At 56.3% G+C, this 19,982-nt stretch carries 19 protein-coding genes; 1 reads left to right on the forward strand and 18 read right to left on the reverse strand.

The annotated features are described in order from the left end of the window. Position 1: 1 nt before the first annotated feature. The 3 genes from dprA to sucC all read right to left on the reverse strand — a co-directional run bounded on the left by dprA (position 2) and on the right by sucC (position 3,568). A complete protein-coding gene (dprA, locus tag ACFSW5_RS11945; protein ID WP_379273160.1) occupies positions 2-1,132 on the reverse strand; it encodes a DNA-processing protein DprA in 1,131 nt (376 codons plus the stop codon). Between the two features lie 248 nt (positions 1,133-1,380). Continuing rightward, positions 1,381-2,316: a succinate--CoA ligase subunit alpha gene (sucD, locus tag ACFSW5_RS11950; protein WP_379273162.1), complete on the reverse strand. Its 936-nt coding sequence runs from the start codon at positions 2,314-2,316 to the stop codon at positions 1,381-1,383. A 91-nt stretch (positions 2,317-2,407) separates the two neighbouring features. Then, the gene (sucC, locus tag ACFSW5_RS11955) at positions 2,408-3,568 is read right to left on the reverse strand and encodes an ADP-forming succinate--CoA ligase subunit beta (RefSeq protein ID WP_379273164.1); all 1,161 of its coding nucleotides are present in this window, start codon (positions 3,566-3,568) and stop codon (positions 2,408-2,410) included. Positions 3,569-3,877: 309 nt separating this feature from the next. Here sucC and ACFSW5_RS11960 point away from each other — a divergent pair, with 309 nt between their 5' ends. Beyond that, a complete protein-coding gene (locus ACFSW5_RS11960) occupies positions 3,878-5,440 on the forward strand; it encodes a YifB family Mg chelatase-like AAA ATPase (RefSeq protein WP_379273166.1) in 1,563 nt (520 codons plus the stop codon). Between the two features lie 77 nt (positions 5,441-5,517). On the opposite strand, the gene ACFSW5_RS11965 is transcribed toward ACFSW5_RS11960, so the two are convergent. From ACFSW5_RS11965 to smc, 15 genes are all read right to left on the reverse strand, one after another. Continuing rightward, positions 5,518-5,925 (reverse strand): YraN family protein, encoded by a 408-nt coding sequence (locus tag ACFSW5_RS11965; protein ID WP_379273168.1) that lies wholly within the window; start codon positions 5,923-5,925, stop codon positions 5,518-5,520. Then, a complete protein-coding gene (locus ACFSW5_RS11970) occupies positions 5,915-6,223 on the reverse strand; it encodes an EscU/YscU/HrcU family type III secretion system export apparatus switch protein (protein ID WP_379273170.1) in 309 nt (102 codons plus the stop codon). Before ACFSW5_RS11970 ends, ACFSW5_RS11965 begins: the two co-directional genes overlap by 11 nt. Further along, the gene (locus ACFSW5_RS11975; RefSeq protein WP_379273172.1) at positions 6,220-8,040 is read right to left on the reverse strand and encodes a hypothetical protein; all 1,821 of its coding nucleotides are present in this window, start codon (positions 8,038-8,040) and stop codon (positions 6,220-6,222) included. Before ACFSW5_RS11975 ends, ACFSW5_RS11970 begins: the two co-directional genes overlap by 4 nt. A gap of 242 nt (positions 8,041-8,282) precedes the next feature. After that, complete coding sequence (locus tag ACFSW5_RS11980; RefSeq protein WP_379273174.1) at positions 8,283-8,897, reverse strand: ribonuclease HII; 615 nt, start codon at positions 8,895-8,897, stop codon at positions 8,283-8,285. 19 nt (positions 8,898-8,916) lie between these two features. Next, positions 8,917-9,807 (reverse strand): ribosome biogenesis GTPase YlqF, encoded by an 891-nt coding sequence (gene ylqF / locus ACFSW5_RS11985; RefSeq protein WP_379273176.1) that lies wholly within the window; start codon positions 9,805-9,807, stop codon positions 8,917-8,919. 27 nt (positions 9,808-9,834) lie between these two features. After that, a complete protein-coding gene (lepB, locus tag ACFSW5_RS11990) occupies positions 9,835-10,464 on the reverse strand; it encodes a signal peptidase I (protein WP_379273179.1) in 630 nt (209 codons plus the stop codon). Positions 10,465-10,772: 308 nt separating this feature from the next. Continuing rightward, the gene (gene rplS / locus ACFSW5_RS11995; RefSeq protein WP_379273181.1) at positions 10,773-11,114 is read right to left on the reverse strand and encodes a 50S ribosomal protein L19; all 342 of its coding nucleotides are present in this window, start codon (positions 11,112-11,114) and stop codon (positions 10,773-10,775) included. A 153-nt stretch (positions 11,115-11,267) separates the two neighbouring features. Beyond that, complete coding sequence (trmD, locus tag ACFSW5_RS12000) at positions 11,268-12,020, reverse strand: tRNA (guanosine(37)-N1)-methyltransferase TrmD (RefSeq protein ID WP_379273183.1); 753 nt, start codon at positions 12,018-12,020, stop codon at positions 11,268-11,270. A gap of 5 nt (positions 12,021-12,025) precedes the next feature. Beyond that, positions 12,026-12,553 carry a ribosome maturation factor RimM gene (gene rimM / locus ACFSW5_RS12005; protein ID WP_379273186.1) on the reverse strand — a complete coding sequence of 176 codons (528 nt, stop codon included), beginning with the start codon at positions 12,551-12,553 and terminating at the stop codon, positions 12,026-12,028. Positions 12,554-12,816: 263 nt separating this feature from the next. Continuing rightward, complete coding sequence (locus ACFSW5_RS12010; protein WP_379273188.1) at positions 12,817-13,047, reverse strand: KH domain-containing protein; 231 nt, start codon at positions 13,045-13,047, stop codon at positions 12,817-12,819. A 25-nt stretch (positions 13,048-13,072) separates the two neighbouring features. Continuing rightward, positions 13,073-13,345 (reverse strand): 30S ribosomal protein S16, encoded by a 273-nt coding sequence (rpsP, locus tag ACFSW5_RS12015; RefSeq protein ID WP_379273190.1) that lies wholly within the window; start codon positions 13,343-13,345, stop codon positions 13,073-13,075. 39 nt (positions 13,346-13,384) lie between these two features. Continuing rightward, entirely contained in the window at positions 13,385-14,764 is a 1,380-nt protein-coding gene (gene ffh / locus ACFSW5_RS12020) for a signal recognition particle protein (RefSeq protein WP_379273193.1), read from the reverse strand. Positions 14,765-14,802: 38 nt separating this feature from the next. Further along, the gene (gene ylxM, locus ACFSW5_RS12025) at positions 14,803-15,165 is read right to left on the reverse strand and encodes a YlxM family DNA-binding protein (protein ID WP_379273196.1); all 363 of its coding nucleotides are present in this window, start codon (positions 15,163-15,165) and stop codon (positions 14,803-14,805) included. Positions 15,166-15,280: 115 nt separating this feature from the next. Beyond that, positions 15,281-16,294 (reverse strand): signal recognition particle-docking protein FtsY, encoded by a 1,014-nt coding sequence (gene ftsY, locus ACFSW5_RS12030; protein ID WP_379273199.1) that lies wholly within the window; start codon positions 16,292-16,294, stop codon positions 15,281-15,283. Between the two features lie 82 nt (positions 16,295-16,376). After that, complete coding sequence (smc, locus tag ACFSW5_RS12035) at positions 16,377-19,955, reverse strand: chromosome segregation protein SMC (RefSeq protein WP_379273201.1); 3,579 nt, start codon at positions 19,953-19,955, stop codon at positions 16,377-16,379. Between the last annotated feature and the right edge of the window lie 27 nt (positions 19,956-19,982).

The following is a 19,982-nucleotide window of genomic DNA, read 5'->3' on the forward strand; positions in this document are numbered from 1 at the left end:
GTCACAATACCGTATATATAGAACCGGGCAGCTGCTCGATTTTCCGTTTTATACATAAATTTATCAGAAGTGTGTTCAAAAGTCCAAACGGAATCGAAGTAAGCCCTTGAAGCTCTTCCAGCGTGAGCGGTTCGTCGCGGAGAAGCTTCAGCACTTTCGCTTCCTCGGCCGACAGCTCGACGGTACAGTCGCCGCCGGCGGCTTGCTCCCTTCTCCCCGTTATGGCCGCAAGCTCCTCCCGCAAATAAGCGAAATCCTGGAGTATCTGCTCCACTCCCAGCGTTATTTTCCCTTCTCCCCGTTCAATAAGCTCGTTCGCTCCGGCGCTCTTGGACGAAGTGATCGGACCCGGAACGGCATATACGTTCCGGTTCATTTCGACGGCGTCCTTCGCCGTTATAAGCGAGCCGCTGCGCGATGCGGCTTCGACGACGACCGTCCCGAGCGTCAGGCCGGCGATAATCCGGTTCCGCAGCGGAAACATGCCCGGATGAACGGCGGTGCCGATGGGGGTCTCCGACAACAACAACCCTTCCTCGGCGATTTTGCGGTACAACGAATAGTTGTTCGACGGATAGCAAACGTCGATCGGAGACGCAAGAACGGCTATCGTGCTTCCTACGGCCTTCAGAGCTCCTTCGTGGGCGTAGCTGTCAATACCTCTGGCCAGCCCGCTCACGACCGTCATACCGCTTTCGGAGAGCTTCCGGGCAAGACTTAAAGCCGTATTCCGCCCGTACGAAGTCGGCTGCCTTGTCCCTACGACGGCAATGGAAGGACGGTTCAGAAGCTCCAGCCGGCCAAGCGCATAAAGCACCCATGGCGGATTCGGCGTATGCAGCAGCCGTTCCGGGTATTGCGGGTCTTCCGGAGTCAGTACGGCGGCGCCCATCCTGCGCGCGCGCATGTACGGCGACTGCAAATCCTCCAGACTGCCCTCCCGCATCCGCATTGCCGCCGCTTCCGCTTGCTTCGGAAGCAGTCCGGCCCGTCGCCACTCCTCGGCGGACGCATGCGGCTTCGTCCACATTTCGGCTTGGATTGCCCGATGAATGGCAAGCCAGCCGATGCCTGGCGTCTCATGCAACAATATCATCATTCGCTTGCGCGCTTCCGAACGATAAGTTCTCATCGGTTGAATGGCCCCTTTACGAAGGCCGGCCTGCCCTCTATTGTGCGTTACCTGAAGAAAGATTGCAAGTCGGCCTGAAATTTTTATCATTTTGAGGTTGAAAATCTGACATTCAGATAAAAAAAAGCAACCCTTCGCGCTCCTGTTGGAGGTTGTCGAAAGGTTGCTTACCTTTATTGAAAAAATATAAACGTGCAAAACAGCCAGGGCGCGCAAAAACAAGACTGCCCTGGCAGCGTCTTCCGTCCTTATTTGTTCACCGTCAACACTTTGTCAAGCATGCCTTGCTCTTCCAGCACGCTGACCAACGTCGCGCCCATCTCGGAAGGAGTCGGGGCGACACGGATGCCGCAAGCTTCGAGTGTCGCGATTTTTTCCGCCGCCGTGCCTTTGCCGCCCGAAATAATCGCGCCGGCATGGCCCATCCGTTTTCCCGGAGGAGCGGTGGCCCCGCCGATGAAGCCGACGACCGGCTTCTTCATGTTCGCTTTGATCCATTCGGCCGCTTCTTCTTCGGCCGTGCCGCCGATTTCGCCGATCATAATGACGGCGTACGTGTCCGGATCTTCGTTAAACATTTTCAGAACGTCGATGAACTCCGTTCCTTTCACCGGATCGCCGCCGATGCCGATAGCCGACGATTGGCCGATGCCGCGAGTGGTCAGCTGGTGAACAGCCTCGTAGGTCAACGTCCCGGAACGGGATACGACGCCGACGTGGCCCGGAGCGTGAATGTAGCCCGGCATAATGCCGATTTTGCATTCGCCCGGCGTAATAACGCCCGGACAGTTCGGACCGATCAGGCGGGTATTCTTGCCTTCCAGGTACCGTTTCACCTTCACCATGTCCAATACCGGAATGCCTTCCGTGATGCAAATGACGAGCTCAAGCTCGGCGTCGATCGCTTCCAGAATCGCGTCCGCCGCAAATGCAGGCGGCACGTAGATAACCGATGCGGTCGCACCCGTCTCTTTAACCGCCTCGGCAACCGTATTAAATACGGGAAGGGAAACCGTGCTGCCGTTCTCGAGCGTAATATCGACTTTCGTGCCGCCTTTGCCCGGCGAGGTGCCGCCGACCATTTGCGTACCGTAATCGAGTGCGCCTTTCGCGTGGAACAGAGCCGTTTTGCCCGTAATTCCTTGCGTAATGACTTTCGTGTCTTTATTTACCATAATGCTCATCGAAACTCACATCCCCTGAATGAATTCGTAATCTGAAGCTTACCGCTTTTCTGCAGCCGCATGGCGCGGCGCCTTCGGGAACTATCGCTTCTTATTTCACGAGAGCGACGATTTTTTGCGCGCCGTCGGCCATCGAATCGGCTGCCACGATGTTCAGTCCGGATTCGTTCAGCATCTTTTTGCCGAGCTCGACGTTGGTGCCTTCGAGGCGTACGACAAGCGGCTTGTCCAGGCCAAGCTCCTTCGTTGCCGCAATAACGCCTTCCGCGATAACGTCGCAGCGCATGATGCCGCCGAAAATGTTGACAAAAATGCCTTTCACGTTGGCGTCGGAAAGAATGATCTTGAACGCTTCGGTAACTTTCTCTTTCGTCGCGCCGCCGCCGACGTCAAGGAAGTTGGCCGGTTCGCCGCCGTAGTATTTGATAATGTCCATCGTCGCCATCGCAAGACCGGCGCCGTTGACCATGCAGCCGATGTTGCCGTCAAGGGCGACGTAGCTCAAATCGTATTTGGAAGCTTCGATTTCCTTCTCGTCTTCTTCGTCCAGATCGCGCAGCTCTTGAATGTCTTTATGACGGAACAGCGCGTTCGAATCGAAGTTCAGCTTCGCGTCGAGCGCCATGACGTTGCCGTCGCCCGTCACCACGAGAGGGTTGATCTCGGCAATCGAGCAGTCCTTGTCCACAAACGCGGCGTACAGCGCTTGCATGAATTGGACCGCTTTGTTGACCAGTTCATTCGGGATGTTGATCGCGTATGCGAGCTTTTTCGCCTGGAACGGCTGCAGACCGATAACCGGGTCGATGACTTCTTTGAAAATTTTCTCCGGAGTGCGCGCTGCAACCTCTTCGATTTCAGTGCCGCCTTCTTCGGAGGCCATCATGACAACGCGGCCCGTCGCACGATCTACGACGACGCCGACATAATATTCTTTTTTAATGTCGCAGCCTTGTTCAATAAGAAGGCGCTTAACTTCTTTGCCTTCAGGGCCCGTCTGGTGCGTTACGAGCACTTTGCCGAGAATTTCGCTAGCGTAAGTACGTACTTCTTCAAGGTTCTTGGCGACTTTGACGCCGCCCGCTTTACCGCGGCCGCCCGCATGGATTTGCGCCTTGACGACAACGACGTCCGTTCCAAGCGCTTTCGCGGCTTCGACGGCTTCGTCAACCGTGAAGGCCACTTTGCCTTGCGGAACGGAGACGCCGTATTGTCTCAGAACCTCTTTGCCTTGATACTCATGGATATTCATGTTTGAAATCCTCCATTTCGCAGACTATATCAGTCTTTAGGTACACACAAACACTTTTATTGTAGCATCTTTTTTGGAAAGTGGCGGTTTTTTTTGTCTGTTTTGTGTCGCTTTTTTAATATAGGTTTCATCTCAATTTGAGATGAAATGATAACGCTATCTTTCATTATTTTCTAATCGGCCGTAAATTCATGCGTCTGATCGAACGGTTTGACAGAAAAAAACAATCTATATTATGATAAAAAAAAATGAAACGGATCCGTGAGGAAGCACCTTCATCCGAATAGACGATGGAGGTGTTTTTTTGTTATGTTTACGGTTTTGCACAGCGGCAGCGTGCACGGCGTGGAAGGGAAGCGAATTTCGGTAGAGGTGGACATCTCCTCCGGTTTGCCCCAGGTGAACGTCGTAGGATTGCCCGACCCGGCCGTCCGGGAATCGGTCGAGCGCGTTCGCGCCGCGATCAAAAACAGCGGCTTTAAGTTTCCTCTCGACCGGATCACGGTCAATCTGGCGCCGGCGGACCTTCGCAAGGAAGGCACCGCCTTCGATCTTGCGATCGCCGCCGGGATTTTGACCGCAAGCGGCCAGCTTCCGGCCGCCCCGTTCGACAACGCGATTCTGATCGGAGAGCTGTCGCTGAACGGTAAAATCAGGCCGGTGCACGGCGTATTGGCTTTGCTGGAGATGGCCAAACGCTCCGGCATCCGCAAAGTGCTGCTCCCGCTCGGAAACGCGGAAGAAGCGGCATGGATCGGCGGAATGGAGCTGTTTGCCGTTAGCGATCTTAGAGAGCTGGCCGAGGGCGGATGGGAAGGGATCCGGTATGAACCGGGCAAAGCCGCGGTCCCAGGCGGAAGCAAAACAAGAAAAACGGAAGAGGAGGAGCCGTTTGGCGACTACAGCGACGTGATCGGACAGCAGCAGGCGAAACGGGCGATGCTCGTCGCGGCGGCCGGCAAGCATAATGTAATCCTGCTCGGACCGCCGGGCACGGGCAAAACGATGATGATCCGAAGGCTGCCTACGATCCTGCCTCCGCTCACCGAAGCCGAGGCGCTTGAAGTGACCAAAATCTACAGCGCGGCGGGCAAGCTTGCGCAAGGCGCCGACGGCTTAATGCGAATTCCGCCCTTCCGTTCGCCGCATCATACGATATCCTCCGCCGGCCTTATCGGCGGAGGCTCGATTCCGAAGCCGGGCGAGGTGACGCTCGCTCACAAAGGCATTTTATACCTCGACGAGCTGGCCGAATTTTCGCGGCAAGTGCTCGAAGTGCTCCGTCAGCCGCTTGAAGACCGGATCGTGACGATCGCCAGGGCGAAAGCGGTATTTCGCTTCCCCGCCGACATTATGCTGGCGGCCTCTCTAAATCCGTGCCCTTGCGGCTTTCACGGCCACGAATACGGCGATAACCGATGCATATGCAGCCCTTCGGCCATAGCGCGGTACAAAGCCAAAATATCGGGCCCGCTCCTGGACCGGATCGATCTGCAGCTGGAGGTGCCGCGCCCTGCGGCTATTGCGGGCTCGGCAGGGAGAAGTTCCGTACCCTCCCTATCCTCGGCGGAGATGAGAGCCGTCGTCACGGAGGCGAGACGCAGACAGGCGGCGAGGCAGAAGGAATTCGGCGGTGCGAACATCAAGCTTTCGGGCGCGGCTCTTAGGCGTGCCGTACGGCTTCGTCCGGATGCCGCCGGGCTGCTGGACAACGCGTTCGATGCGTTGGGCATCAGCATGAGAGCCTACGACCGCATATTGAGACTGGCAAGGACGATCGCGGACATCGAGGCTGCGGACGAGATCGGAGCCGAGCATGTCGCGGAAGCGCTGCAGTATCGGCGGCTGGACCGGAAGCAAACTATACCCTGATCGTGAATTCGACCTGCCTACCGGCCGTACGAAAAGTAATAACGAAGAAAAAAAGACAAGGGGGCTGGCGCAATGCGTTACAACGCCCCCTCGTAGTGCTTCAATTCGACAACCTGATCCCCGTCCATCGTAATGGCGACGGCATCAAACCGGACGGGAACGTCTTCGGCTGCATGCAGCTTCAAATAAACCCGCGCCGTCTCCATCACTTGCCGCCGTTTCCGAAAGTCGATCGATTCCGCCGCCGTTCCGAACCGTCCCCCGCTCCGGCGCGTCCTGACTTCCACAAAAACGGTTACGCCGCCGTGCGCCGCGACGATATCGATCTCGCCTGTCCGGCAGCGCCAATTCCGCGCCACGATGACGTATCCGCTCTGCTCCAAATATTCGCATGCCGCAGCTTCGCCCAGCTGACCTACCCTTTTTCTGCCGTCCGGCTTGACAGTCAACTTGGACAGTTTGGCTTGAGGCCGCTTATGCTCCATTCCGATCCCTCGCAGTACGATCGGCCCGGTAAACAAAGCTTAATATTTCCGCAACAAGCGTGTACAGCTCGGCCGGAATTTCCTGATCGATATTAAGTTTGGAGAGCACTTCGACGAGAGAAGCATCCTCTTGAACGGGGACGCCGGTTTCCATCGCTTTCTCCACGATTTTTTCGGCCGTCTGCCCGGTGCCTTTCGCAACGACGACCGGAGCCTGATGCTCTCCCGGCACATACTTCAGAGCCACTGCTCTGCGAATCGGCTGCGCAGCCGCTTCTTCTTTCCGGCTATCCTTCATGCGCGGTAATCGACTCCTTTGTAGCGATAAGTTGCATAGTCGGCCGTAACGGGAGGCTGCATCTGCATACGTCCGTTCATCTCCGGCGGGTTGTCCGCTTCCCCTCCGGCATCGTCCGGGAAAGGCCTGGTCTTAAGCGACAACAGCTGATATCCCGTCTCCGACATCCGTTCCGCCATCTCCTGCTTGAACGTTTCCGCCAACGCGCCGATGGAAGGATGATCGTTCCATAACGTCAAGCTTACGATCTTGTCCGTGACGTTCACATCCACCAGCGTATCCCCGATCGTTCGCATCGACAAATCGAACAACAGCCGGCAATTCTCCGTATCCAATTCGCCTTTGCGGCCGCGTCTTGTCTGCACATGGACGGAAGCCGTCCGGCTGCCGTCCTGCCCGACGATCGGTATATGCAACATTAAGTGCGAGAACAACGCCCCGTTCCGCTCCGGCGCCATCATCAGCTGCTGCCCCGTAATATGCTGGACAAGCTGCTGCGCCGTTTCCTTGACCGCTGGCGGCGTATCGTCCGAAGCGGCAAGCGAAAGCAGCGCGCTTTTGAATGTATCCTGCGCTCCTCTAACTTCATCCTCCGCTCCGGCCGGCACGGCGCCGCGAGAAAATGCTTCGCGTCCCGTTTCTTCGAGCGGCAATCCGCCGCCCGATTTATCGGGCAAGATTGCGGGGCGATTATCCGAAGCGTCCGTGCCATTGGCCCCGGCCGCAGCCGGCTCTGCAGCTCCTTCGCCGTAAAGCGGCGGCGCCGTTTGCCGTGAGACGGTCGAATTCCTTCCGGTTCCGTCAACGTTAGATTGCCGCTGCCCTGCTGCAACATCCGGAACTCCGGAGCCAACCCCGTTCTGACCTGCCGTCAATTCCCGGGCCAGGTTATGCTCATAATCCACGCCCAGCCATTTCATCATTTGTCCAAGCCAATTCGTGTGCTGCCCCGTCTTTGCGCCGCCCGTTTCGCTTCCTTCCGGTCCCGCCGACGAATTGGCGGTCATCATACGTGCCGACTCGTCGATGCCGAACGGTTCGGCCCCGCGGGTGAACGCGGACTTCGCCGAAACGCCGATTTCCCGGCCCGCCGCCGCGTACAGATTTCCGGCTGCGCCCGTTCCGGCACGTCCTTCTGTCGTCCCGTCCGCGTATCCCATATAACGCAAACCTTCCGCGAGCAGCTTATCCGCATTGGATGCGGCTTCGGGAAGCCGTCCGCCGTTTTGTTCCGCCATTTCGCCGAGCTGCTGCCTTAATGTAAGGAGAAGCCGGTCGACGGACGTGCCGAATTGAACCTGCCGCAATCCTTGAATTGTGTCCGCCGTAGCCGGCAGCCCTCTTTCGTAAGCCGTCGCCGCGCTTTGCAGCCATTGCTCCGGATCGGCCTCCGCCGGCATTTGAACCATAGCTTGGCTGAAGTGGCGCGATAGCTCCGGCGTAAGGCGCGTTCCGCTTGTTTTCAAGCGGTCCAAGAGCGCATGCGCCCATGGCTGGTCCGGCAGCTTAAGCTGCTTCAGCCATTCCGCCGCCGAATCCCCCGCAAGCGCCCCGGTTCCGTTCTGCAGCGGCTTAAGCATGATCAAGCCTTCATTAGACTCCGGCATCACCTGCAAAAGCGCGCTTTGCCCCGCCTGCAACGGATAATCAAGACGGGCCCTTACCTGCAAGCCGTTGATTTGAACAATCGCCTCGTTCGAGTCCGTCATCTTTACGACCATTCCCCGCACGACCTGGCCGATCTTCAGCTCGAGTGCCCGCGGTTCCGCCGCCGTCGTCTCGCCGAGCAAGCTTCTCATCAATTGATTGATATTCATTTGCTAATCTCCGTTTCCGTAAGCTGCTTGTATACTTATTTATCGGCTGCCGACTTCCATCCGTGAACGGCAACCTGCAAAACGGCAAAAAACGCCCGCGATACATGGCAGATCGCTTGAATCTGCATGCATGGCGAGCGTTCTTCGCTTCGACCGTATTTCGTTCGATAAGGGTTTTTCATGCCAAATGGAAAGATCCTTTGTACGTTCACGCGTTTACAAAATATAACTTTCCGGTGCGATTAAAACAACAGCTGCTCCTCCGCCTGTATGATTTTGCCCAAAAAAGATTGTCTGTGCATCGGGCTTGCCCCGAATTCCAGCAGCTTCTCCCTATGCTGTTTGGTTGCATAGCCTTTATGTACGGCAATTCCATAGGCCGGGTACAGCTTATCCCACTCGTTCTCGCACAGCCGGTCCCGCGTCACCTTGGCGACGATCGACGCCGCGGCGATCGACTGGCTGTTCGCATCTCCTTTAATGATCGAAAGCTGCGGCACCGGGACGTTAACCTTCTCCGCGTCGACAAGCATGTAATCGGGCGACACGGCAAGCGCCTCTACGGCCAGCTTCATCGCAAGCCGCGACGCTTGCTTAATGTTGATGCGGTCGATCGTTTCGGCATCCACCCGTCCAATCGCCCATGCGGAACAATTGTCCAAAATTAGGTCGTAAAGCATATTCCGCTTTTTTTCCGACAGCTTCTTCGAGTCGTCGACTCCTTCAAGCACAAGCCCGGGCGGTAAAATAACCGCTGCGGCAATCACGTCGCCGAATAAACAGCCTCTGCCTACCTCGTCAACGCCCGCGATCGAAGTATAACCTTCTTCCCAAAGCTTCGTTTCGTATTCCAGCATCACGTTTCCCCATTATCCGTTAGTCCAGAAGCTTCTCCACGCCGGGCGGATACGGCGCTTCCAGCGAAATGCGTCCCAGCTTGCCCGCGCGAAGCTCGCGCAAAATAATGCCGGACGCCTTCTCCAGATCGACGCGGCCGCCTCCCATCAACGCGCCGCGCTTCCTCCCGATATCCTCCATCACTCTTACGATTTCGTCCGCATCCTCCGTATCCTTCGGCGGCGAATCGAGTCCGAACCGTTCGCTAAGCGCCGGCCAATAACGCTTCGACAGCTCCTTCACCGCCGTAAAAGCGATATCCTCGACGTTCAACACTTGCTCCTTGATTGCGCCGGTAATCGCAAGCCGGTAGCCGACATCCTGATCCTCGAATTTCGGCCACAGGATGCCCGGCGTATCGAGCAGCTCCATGTCGGTGCCGACTTTGATCCATTGCTGTCCTTTCGTCACGCCCGGCCGATCTCCGGTTGCGGCAATGTTTCGTCCGGCGAGCCGGTTAATGAGCGTCGATTTGCCGACGTTCGGAATTCCGACGATCAACGCCCGAATCGCCCGCGGGTTCATGCCTTTGGCGATTTGCTTCGAAATCTTTTCGCTTAAAATTTGTTTGGCCAGCACCGGAATATCGCCGACGCGCGTGCCGGTAGAAGAATCGACAACCGCGCATTCATGGCCTTCCCGCTTAAAGAAATTCGTCCATTGCTCGGTTACTTTCGGATCGGCGAGATCCGACTTGTTCAATACGATCATTCGGGGCTTGCCGCCCAAAATTTCGTCGACCATCGGATTGCGGCTCGAGAGCGGAATGCGCGCATCCAAAAGTTCTATGGCAATGTCGATTAATTTCAGCTTGTCCTGGATCTGCCTCTTGGCCCGGGTCATATGCCCGGGGAACCATTGAATGGTCATTGCCTCACCTCAAAAAAATGTTCATGCTCAATCATGATTGATAATGCTGATCTTATCAAGCGGCCAAAAAATCACGTCAGCGCGGCCAACGATCTCTTTCTCGGAGATAAAGCCGATGTCGCGGCTATCCTGACTGTTGTTCCGATGATCGCCCATCGCGAAAATGCTGCCTTCCGGAACGGTCGTCTCCGATTGTCTGCTGTTCGGGTAATTCGGATTCGGGCCGTTGTTATACAGCTCTCCCCGAGCGTGCGCTTCCTGGATCGCTTCCGCCAAGTACGGCTCTTCGATCTTCTCGCCGTTTACATATACGTCGTCTCCATCGACTTTAATCGTATCTCCCGATACCGCAATAACGCGTTTAATGAAATCGCGGCCTTGCTCCGGCACATGGAACACAACGACTTCCCCGCGTTCCGGTTCGCGGAACTTGTACAATATTTTGTTGACGATCAGACGCTCGCCCGTATAAAAGTTCGGTTCCATCGAAGGACCTTCAACGATAAAGGGTGAGAATAAAAACGTGCGAATGACGAAGACGAGCAATACCGCAAAAGCAAGCGCCTTAATCCAATCGACGATTTCTTTGTAGGCTTTGCTTGATTTGGGCTTCGGATTCATTTCGCCCGTATCCGCAGAATGTTGCTGTGTGTCCATCGATATTGCCTTCTTTCTCTATAAAATTAGCGGAACGCAACCGATATTAGCATATCTAATTCGCGGGCTTGGTTCAAGTGCGATGGAAAACCGCCCTCCAAGCCGCTTCGATAGCTTGCTGCCTTCCGCCACGCGATACGACTTCGTTGTTCTTGCGTCTTTCGAAGATGAACGACCGCGTTTATAAGATGTTTTATCGCTGGAAACGAATTTGTTATTTCCGATTGCTCCGGAATTTCATAAAATTCTATCGCGGTAAAAAACGAAAAGGAGCTTGTTTGAGCAAGCCCCTTTTTCCCGTTTTCATCTTAGCGAATCTCTTTGATTCTTGCTGCTTTACCGCGCAGGTTGCGCAGGTAGTACAGTTTCGCGCGACGAACTTTACCACGGCGCGCCACTTCGATCTTATCGATCTTAGGCGAGTGGATTGGGAACGTTCTTTCCACGCCAACGCCGTAAGAAATTTTGCGCACGGTAAACGTTTCGCTGATTCCGCCGCCGCGGCGTTTGATTACAACGCCTTCGAACAGCTGGATACGCTCGCGCGATCCCTCGATAACCTTCACGTATACCTTCAGCGTGTCGCCAGGACGGAAGCTAGGGATATCTTTGCGGAGCTGCTCTTGCGTAATCGCTTGTACCAAGTTCATTTCGGTCACTCCTTCCACAACAGACGTTCTTAATAACTCGCCGCGTTCCTATGAACGGGTTCTACGCTATTAGCGGACCGTCCGACTTTACAAACAACAGTAGAAATTTTATCATAGATTAGGCGAAAAAACAACGGAAATTATGCAAAAAAATCAAGTTTCCTGCGGTTTTTCCGTTTCGGAAAGTTTCTCTTTCAGCCATGTCCGCTCCTGCGTCGTCAGATCGGCCGATTCGAGCAAATCCGGCCTCCGGCGAAGCGTCCGCAGCAGCGACTGTTCCCTCCGCCACGCTTCGATCCGCGCATGGTGTCCGGACAGAAGCACCTCCGGAACCTCCCAGCCGCGGAATACGGGCGGACGCGTATAATGCGGATATTCCAGCAGGCCGGTGCTGAACGAATCGGTTATAGCCGATGATTCGTTGCCAAGCACGCCGGGAAGCAGCCGAACGACGCTGTCGATGATTGTCATCGCAGGCAATTCTCCTCCCGTCAGCACAAAATCGCCGATCGAGAGCTCGTCCGTGACCAAATGCTCGCGGATTCGTTCGTCGTAGCCTTCATAATGGCCGCATATAAACACAAGATGCTCTTCTTTCGCGAGCTCCTCCGCCTTGCGCTGCGTAAACGTCTCCCCTTGCGGACACATCAAAATAACGCGAGGCTTTTTGTCCGTATTCGCCATCAAATCTTCCACCGCGGCAAAAATCGGCTCGGGCTTCAAAACCATGCCTCCGCCGCCGCCGTAAGGGTAGTCGTCCACCGTGTTATGCTTATTGTTCGCGTAAAGCCGAAAATCAACGGCATTCAGCTCCACGATGCCCTTGTCCCTTGCTTTTCCGAGAATGCTTGCGCCGAACACGCCGCCGAACATTTCCGGAAACAGCGTAAGAACGTCAATTTTCATGGCCGTCAAATCAATCCTTCCATCAGCTTCACAGTGACGCTTTTAGCGGCGACATCCACATTCAGCACCACATCGTCGATATACGGCAGCAAAATTTGTTTCGGCTTGCGGCCGGCTTTTTCGACCACCCATACATCGTTGGCGCCGGGGCTTAAAATTTCCGTTACGGTCCCGAGATCCTCGCCTTCGACCGTCACGACGCTGCAGCCGATAATATCGCTGTAATAATATTCGCCTTCCGCCAGCGGCTCGCGGTCGGAGCCGGCCACCTTGAGCAGCCAGCCTTTGTATTTCTCCACATCGTTTATGTTATCGTAGCCCTTCAGCTTAACGATATAGACGTTTTTGTGCGGGCGGGAAGCTCCGACGACGACGGATAGCTGCTCGGAGCCGTCTTCCTTTTGCAGAAGCAGCTTGCTTCCGCTTGCGAAACGGGCTTCCGCAAAATCCGTTTGCGATACGACCTTCAACTCTCCGCGGATGCCATGCGTATTGACGATTTTGCCAACCGTATACCATTGCTCGGCACTCATAGGCCACCTCTTTGATCATAATGTTCCTAATTTAGCGAATATCTATTTATGCGCAAGCCTTAAGTAAGGGCTCGCGGTCATTTTCATGGCAAGATCCAAACTTGCTTCAAGAAGAAACGATCTTTCTCGGTCCAAGTCTTAAAAGTCTGAAGGACGAAACGTTTCGGCATGAAATACAAAACAATTTATAACGCAAAACTTATAAAGTTTAGATTTTGAAAAAGGGCCAGGATTCTCATCCCGACCCTTCCGGCGTACGAATATTACGATATGATATCAACGATGACGCGCTTCTTCGATTTGACGGAAGCGGAGGCCACGACGGTCCGCAGCGCTTTCGCGATGCGTCCCTGCTTGCCGATGACCTTGCCGACATCGTCGGGATGAACCGACAGCGCGTATACCGTGCCGCGGTCACCCTCCCTCACGTCTACCCGCACGTCCTCCGGATTATCCACTAAAGCCTTAGCTATGACAAGAATCAAATCTTCCATTTTTAAGGCCCTCCGCTATCAACAGTTATTTCTGTTGTTTAAGCTCATGGAACTTTTTCAGAACGCCGGCTTTGGAAAGCAAGTCGCGAACGGTGTCGGACGCTTGCGCGCCGTTTTGAAGCCATTTCAGCGCTTTTTCTTCGTTGATCGATACTTGTGCCGGTTGTGCAACCGGGTTGTAAGTGCCGATTTCCTCGATAAAGCGGCCGTCGCGCGGCGAACGGGAATCAGATACGACTACGCGGTAGAAAGGCGCTTTGTGTGCACCCATACGTTTCAGACGGATACGAACTGCCAAGATATTCACCTCCTTCAACGAATAAAATCCGTGCATGTATCATCCAAACGGGAACTTCATGTTTTTGCCGAGAAGCCCTTTCAGCATCTTTTTGCCGCCTTTCGGGCCTTTCGGGCCCATCATGCCGCTGAACTGCTTCATCATGCGGCGCATATCGTCGAACTGCTTGATCAGGCGGTTCACTTCGGCGACGGTCGTGCCGCTGCCGGCGGCGATCCGCTTGCGGCGGCTATGGTTCAGAATTTCCGGCTTCAGCTTTTCTTCCCTCGTCATCGACCGCACGATCGCTTCGACCCTGCCGATTTGCTTGTCGTCCACCTTCATGTCCTTCAAGCCTTTAACCTTGTTCATACCCGGAAGCATTTCAAGGATCTGATCGAGCGGCCCCAGGTTGCGGACTTGCTCCATCTGCTCCAGAAAATCCTCGAAGGTGAACTCGGCATTGCGCATTTTGCGCTCCATCTCGGCGGCTTTCTCGGCATCGATATTGGCTTGCGCTTTCTCGATCAGGGAAAGCATGTCGCCCATTCCCAATATGCGCGAAGCCATACGTTCCGGATGGAACGGCTCCAGCGAGTCGATCTTCTCGCCCATCGCCGCGAATTTGATCGGCTGGCCCGTTACCGCCTTGACCGACAATGCCGCGCCGCCGCGGGTGTCGCCGTCCAGCTTCGTCAGCACGACGCCGGTCAGCTCAAGCTGCTCGTGGAAGCTCTTCGCGACGTTTACGGCGTCCTGGCCGGTCATGGAGTCGACGACGAGCAGCACTTCGTCCGGTTGAACGACTTGATGGATTTGCTTCAGCTCCTCCATCAACGCTTCGTCGATATGCAGGCGGCCCGCGGTATCGATAATGACATAATCGTTATGGTTGTCCTTGGCGTGCTGCAAGCCTTGGCGGGCGATTTCCACCGGGGATACCTGATCGCCGAGCGAAAATACCGGCGCCCCGATCTGATCGCCGAGCACCTGCAGCTGCTTGATTGCGGCCGGACGGTAAATGTCGCAGGCGACGAGCAGCGGCTTGTGGTTGCCCTTCTGCAGCAGCTTCGCAAGCTTACCGGACGTCGTCGTCTTGCCCGCGCCCTGAAGGCCGGCCATCATGATGACGGTAGGCGGCTTGTTCGCTTTCGCGAGCTTGGCGTTCGTTCCGCCCATCAGCTCGGTCAGCTCTTTGTTAACGATATCGATAATAACCATGCCGGGGGTGAAGCTCTTCATCACTTCTTGTCCGACGGCGCGCTCTTTTACCTTGGCGATAAAATCTTTGACAACTTTAAAGTTGACGTCCGCCTCGAGCAGCGCCAGCCTGACTTCGCGCATCGCTTCGTTTACGTCGTCCTCGGATACTTTCCCTTTGCCCCTCAGCTTGCCGAATACGCTCTGCAGCCTGTTGGACAAACTTTCGAATGCCGCCATGATCGTTCACCTCCGGTTATAGCCCTAATTCGATTGCCTTAATCCGTTTGCGTCAACCGGCTTATCGCCGACTGAAGCCTTTGCTTCTCATTGTCTTGTATGGAAAGCGCTCCGACCGCGTCCGCAAGCTCGCGGGCGATTAACCCGATCTGCTCGTGCCGGGCCAGAAGCTTCAGCTTGCTCTCGTATTCCTCCAGCGCGTTCTCGGCCCTCTTGATATGCTCGAACACCGCCTGCCGGCTAATGCCCGATTCCGAGGCGATTTCGCCGAGAGAGTAATCGTCGAGAAAATAATATTTCAAGAAGGTCCGCTGCTTCTCCGTCAGAAGCGGCTCGTAGAAATCGAACAGCGCATTGATTCTGGTCGTCTTCGCAAGGGCGTCCGGCTCGTTTGCCGACATGATGCGGCCCCTCCTTCCGTCAAGTGTCAAGGGATAACCCTTTACACCAAACCAACGACTCCTATCATACAGGATCGCCCATGCCGCTGTCAAGCTTTAAACCTTGTCAGCCTTCCTAAATATTTTCCCGGCCTTCTTCGGCTTCGGCGGAAGCTTCCTTCTGGATCAATCCGGCGAACAAAGCGTGCACGAACTGATCGGAGTCGAACTCCTGCAGATCGCCCATCTTTTCGCCAAGCCCGACCAGCTTCACCGGCAAGTTCAGCTCGTTCCTGATCGCGATGACGATGCCGCCTTTCGCGGTGCCGTCCAGCTTCGTCAGCACAAGGCCGGTAACGCCGCTTTTTTCGCCGAACAGCTTCGCCTGGCTGAGGGCGTTTTGCCCGGTCGTCGCGTCCAGCACAAGCAGCACTTCGTGCGGCGCGTCCGGCAGCTCGCGTTTAATGACGCGGAACATTTTGTTCAGCTCTTCCATCAGATTCGTCTTGTTTTGCAGACGGCCCGCCGTATCGCACAGAAGCACGTCGACCTTCCGCTGCTTGGCCGCCTGCACCGCGTCGAACATGACCGCGGCAGGGTCGGAGCCCGCCTGGTGCTTGATCACATCGACGCCTACGCGCTGCCCCCACACCTCGAGCTGCTCGATCGCTCCGGCCCGGAACGTGTCGCCCGCAGCGAGCAGGACGCTTTTGCCTTCGCTTTTAAACTTGTGGGCCAGCTTGCCGATCGTCGTCGTTTTGCCGACGCCGTTGACGCCGACGAACAGAAAGACGGTAATGCCATCCGGCGACATGTTCAGCCCCGGATCGCCGTCGCCCTTGAGCAGCCCGACCAGCTTCTCGGACAGTACGGGCTGCAGTTCGGCGGCGTCTTCGATTTTGCGCTTTTTCACTTCGGCGCGAAGCTCGTCGATCAGCTCCATGACGGTCGTGACGCCGACGTCGGCGCCGATCAATATTTCCTCCAATTCCTCGTAGAACTCTTCGTCGATTTTTTTGCGACGGGTAATCAGCTCTTCGACCTTCTCCACGATGGCGTCTCTCGTTTTGCTCAAGCCGTCTTTGAATACGGTCGTTACCGCTTCCGCTTTCGAAGCGATCGTTTCCTTCAATCTTTTAAAAAAGCTCATCTGCTTTCGTCCTCCATCATCCGATTGGCTGCTGCCGCAGCTATATAGGCGTATTAGCCAAGCTTTTAAGCTATTAAAGCCTTTATGCCGTCTCCTCGCTCTCGCCCGGCTCTTCTTCCAGCCGGACCGATACAAGCTTCGATACGCCGCCTTCTTCCATCGTCACGCCGTACAGCACATCGGCCTCTTCCATCGTGCCTTTGCGGTGGGTGACGACGATAAATTGCGTCAGCTCCGAAAATTCCCGCAAATACTGCGCAAACCGGGATACGTTCGCTTCGTCGAGCGCCGCTTCCACCTCGTCGAGCACGCAGAACGGAACCGGCTTCACCTGCAAAATCGCAAACAGCAGGGCGATCGCCGTCAGCGCCCGTTCGCCGCCGGACAGAAGCTGCAGGTTTTGCAGCTTTTTGCCCGGAGGCTGGGCGACGATGTCGATGCCGGTGTCGAGCAGGTTGTCCGGCTCGACCAATATCAGGTCGGCACGGCCGCCGCCGAACAGCTTCGCAAACACGACGACAAAGTGCGAGCGAATCGCGTCGAACGTCTGTTTGAACCGCTTCGACATTTCTTCGTCCATCTCCCGGATGACCTGGTACAACGTCGTTTTCGCTTCGACCAGATCGTCCTTCTGGGCGCTCAAATAATCAAACCGCTCTTTCACCCGTTCGTACTCGTCGATCGCCCCAAGGTTGACTTCGCCCAGCGCCGCGATTTGGCGCTTCAATTCCTTGACGGCGTTCTGGGCGGCGGCAACGTCCTCCGGCACCGGGTATTCCGCTTTGGCCAGCTCGTAGCTCAGCCCGTATTCTTCGCTTAGCTTGCGGAGCAAATTTTCCAGCTCGACATCGAGCCGGTTCACGGCGATTTCCGTTTGTCTCATCTGCTCTTCGACGTGGCGAAGCTCGGCGCGCTGCTCCTTCGTTTCGCCTTCCCCTTCTTCGATGCCGCGCGTAAGCTGCGCTCTTTCCGAACGCTTCAGGTCGGTCTGCTCCGAGCATTGCTGCTTCTGCAAGCGCAAAGCGTTGAGCTGCTCGATCTGGCGGACCAGCTCCGCGCCGTGCCGCTCGATCTCCGCTTCGTTCTGCTTAAGCATCGCGTGAAAACCGGCCATCTCCTGCTTCGCCCGCTGAATTTCGGTCCGAATGCGGGAGGCCTGGTCTTCAAAAGACTGCTTCTCCTGATCGGTTTTGGCTACGGCGATTTTCAGATCGGTCAACTGCCCCTGCAGTTCCTCCTTCGCCGTCTCGTTCGCCTTGCGGCGTTCCTCGGCCAGCGCGATCGCCTCCTGCAGCCTCGCTTCGTCCTGCGTCAGCTGCGCAAGCCGCTCGGCCGCCTCCTTCGCCGCGGCTGCGAGACTTGCCCGCTCCGCCGCAAACGCCGTCCGGTCCGCATGGTGGAGCTGGCTTTGCTCCTGCAGCAGCTTCGTCTCCGAAGCGAGCTGCTGCAGCTCGGAGCGGACATGCTGCTCGTCGATGCGGAGCTGCTCCGCGCGCGCCCTGAGCTCCTCGATTTTCTGCGAGCCGATCGACTGCTCCTTGCGAAGATCGCTCAGCTTATCCTTCAGCTGTGCGAGCGTAACTTGCGCTTCCTTGATCTCCTGATCGAGCGCTTCGATCTGGCGCTGCCGTCCGAGCAGGCTGGCGCCTTTCTTCTGGAGGCTGCCCCCGGTCATCGAACCGCCCGCGTTCACGACGTCGCCTTCAAGCGTGACGACGCGATACCGGTATTGGCAGCGGGAAGCGATCCGGTTCGCCTGCTCCAGCGTTTCGGACAGAAGCACGTTGCCGAGCAAATTGCCGACGATCGCGGCGTATTTCGGATCGCAATCGACCAGATCGGCCGCAACTCCGACAAAACCTTCGACCGCTTCCAGCATGCGCTTGTCCTGCTCGGACAGCTGCCGGCCGCGGATGACGTCAAGCGGCAGGAACGTCGCCCGGCCGAGCTGCCGCTGCTTCAAATAACCGATGGCGGCGCGGGCCGTTTGCTCGTTCTCCATGACGATATGCTGCAAAGCGCCGCCGAGCACCGTCTCAACGGCGGTTTCGATGCGCTGCGGCACGCGGATCAGCTCCGCCACCGCCCCGTGCACGCCGCCCAGCTGGCCGCGCCGCGAAGCTTTGAGCACCTCGCGGACGCCTTGCATAAAGCCATCGAGCGCGTCCTGCATCTCTTTCATCGTGTCGCGGCGGGATACGGTCGAGTCCAGCTTCTGCTCCCATTTGCGAACGGAAGCGGACGTCTCCTCCAGGTAAGCTCCCGTCTGCTTCGTCTTTTCCGCTTCCTTGACGTAGAGGTTACGGACCTTGTCCAGCTCCTCCGCTATGGCGGCCAGCTTCCCGTCAAGCTCCGCTTTGCGTGCCGTCAACGCCTCCTGCTGCGCCGCCCATTTCGCTTCCTCTTCCGAAAGGCGCTCCAACCGGCGCTGCGACGCTTCGCCTTGCTGCTCGGCATAACGGATTTCGTTTCGAAGCCTCGACATTTCGCTCATCGTTTCGAGCAGCTCGTTCTTCAGCGACTCCACGGCGTCCATGCCGGCGCTTCCGGCAACGCCAAGCAGGTTCGCCTCCTCCTCCGAAAGCTTCGCCTTCAGCTCCGCGAGGCGTAGCTCCATCATAGCGGCGCGGCTGCGGATTTCCGTCTCTTCCTTCGCAAGCTCCTCGATGCGGAGGTCGGTCGCGGCAATCGATTCCGCCAGCTGGCGCTTGTTCTGCTCCAGATTGCGGCCGCGTTCCTTCAACACTTCGCCGTATCCTTCGCATTTCTCGTAATCCTCGCTTAGCTGCAGCATATCCGCATGCAGACGGTCGAGCTCGTTCTCGAGCTCCCGCAGCGCCAGCCGGTCCTTCTCGAGCAAGGCATCGTGCTTGCTAACGACGCTCGACAGCTTCAGCTGCTCCTCGTTCAACCGGCTCAGCCGCAGGTTCGCCTCCTCCCACGAGCGATGAACGGTTTCGATATTATGTACGTACATCGATATTTCTTGCGACTTTAGCTTCTCCCGCAGCGCTTTGTAATGAAGCGCCTTCTCCGACTGCTCCTTAAGCGGGCCGACCTGATCTTCGAGCTCGGTGACCAGATCGTGAATACGAAGCAGGTTCTGCTCGGTATCGTCAAGCTTCTTCTGCGCTTCGCGCTTGCGGCTTTTGTACTTGACGATCCCCGAAGCCTCTTCAAAAATGCCGCGTCTGTCTTCCGAGCGCGTACTTAATATTTCTTCAATTCGGCCTTGTCCGATAATGGAGTAAGCCTCTTTGCCGATGCCGGTATCCATGAACAGCTCCGTAATGTCCTTCAACCGGCAAGGCTGCTTGTTGATCATATATTCGCTTTCGCCGCTTCGGTGAACGCGGCGCGTTACCGTCACTTCATTATATTCCAGCGGCAGCGACTCGTCCGAATTGTCCAACGTCAGCGACACTTCGCCGTAATTGACCGCTTTGCGGGCATCGCTTCCGGCGAATATGACGTCCTCCATTTTGCCGCCGCGCAGGCTCTTGGCGCTTTGCTCCCCGAGCACCCAGCGGATGCCGTCCGAAATATTGCTTTTGCCGCTGCCGTTCGGCCCGACGACGGCCGTTATTCCGTTTACGAATTCCATCTCCGTCCGGTCGGCAAACGATTTGAAACCCGATAATTCTATCCGTTTTAGGAACATGATTTTTAACGTTCACCTCACCGCATA

This window comes from Paenibacillus thailandensis (assembly GCF_042685365.1).
Taxonomy (GTDB): Bacteria; Bacillota; Bacilli; order Paenibacillales; family Paenibacillaceae; genus Paenibacillus_AP; species Paenibacillus_AP thailandensis.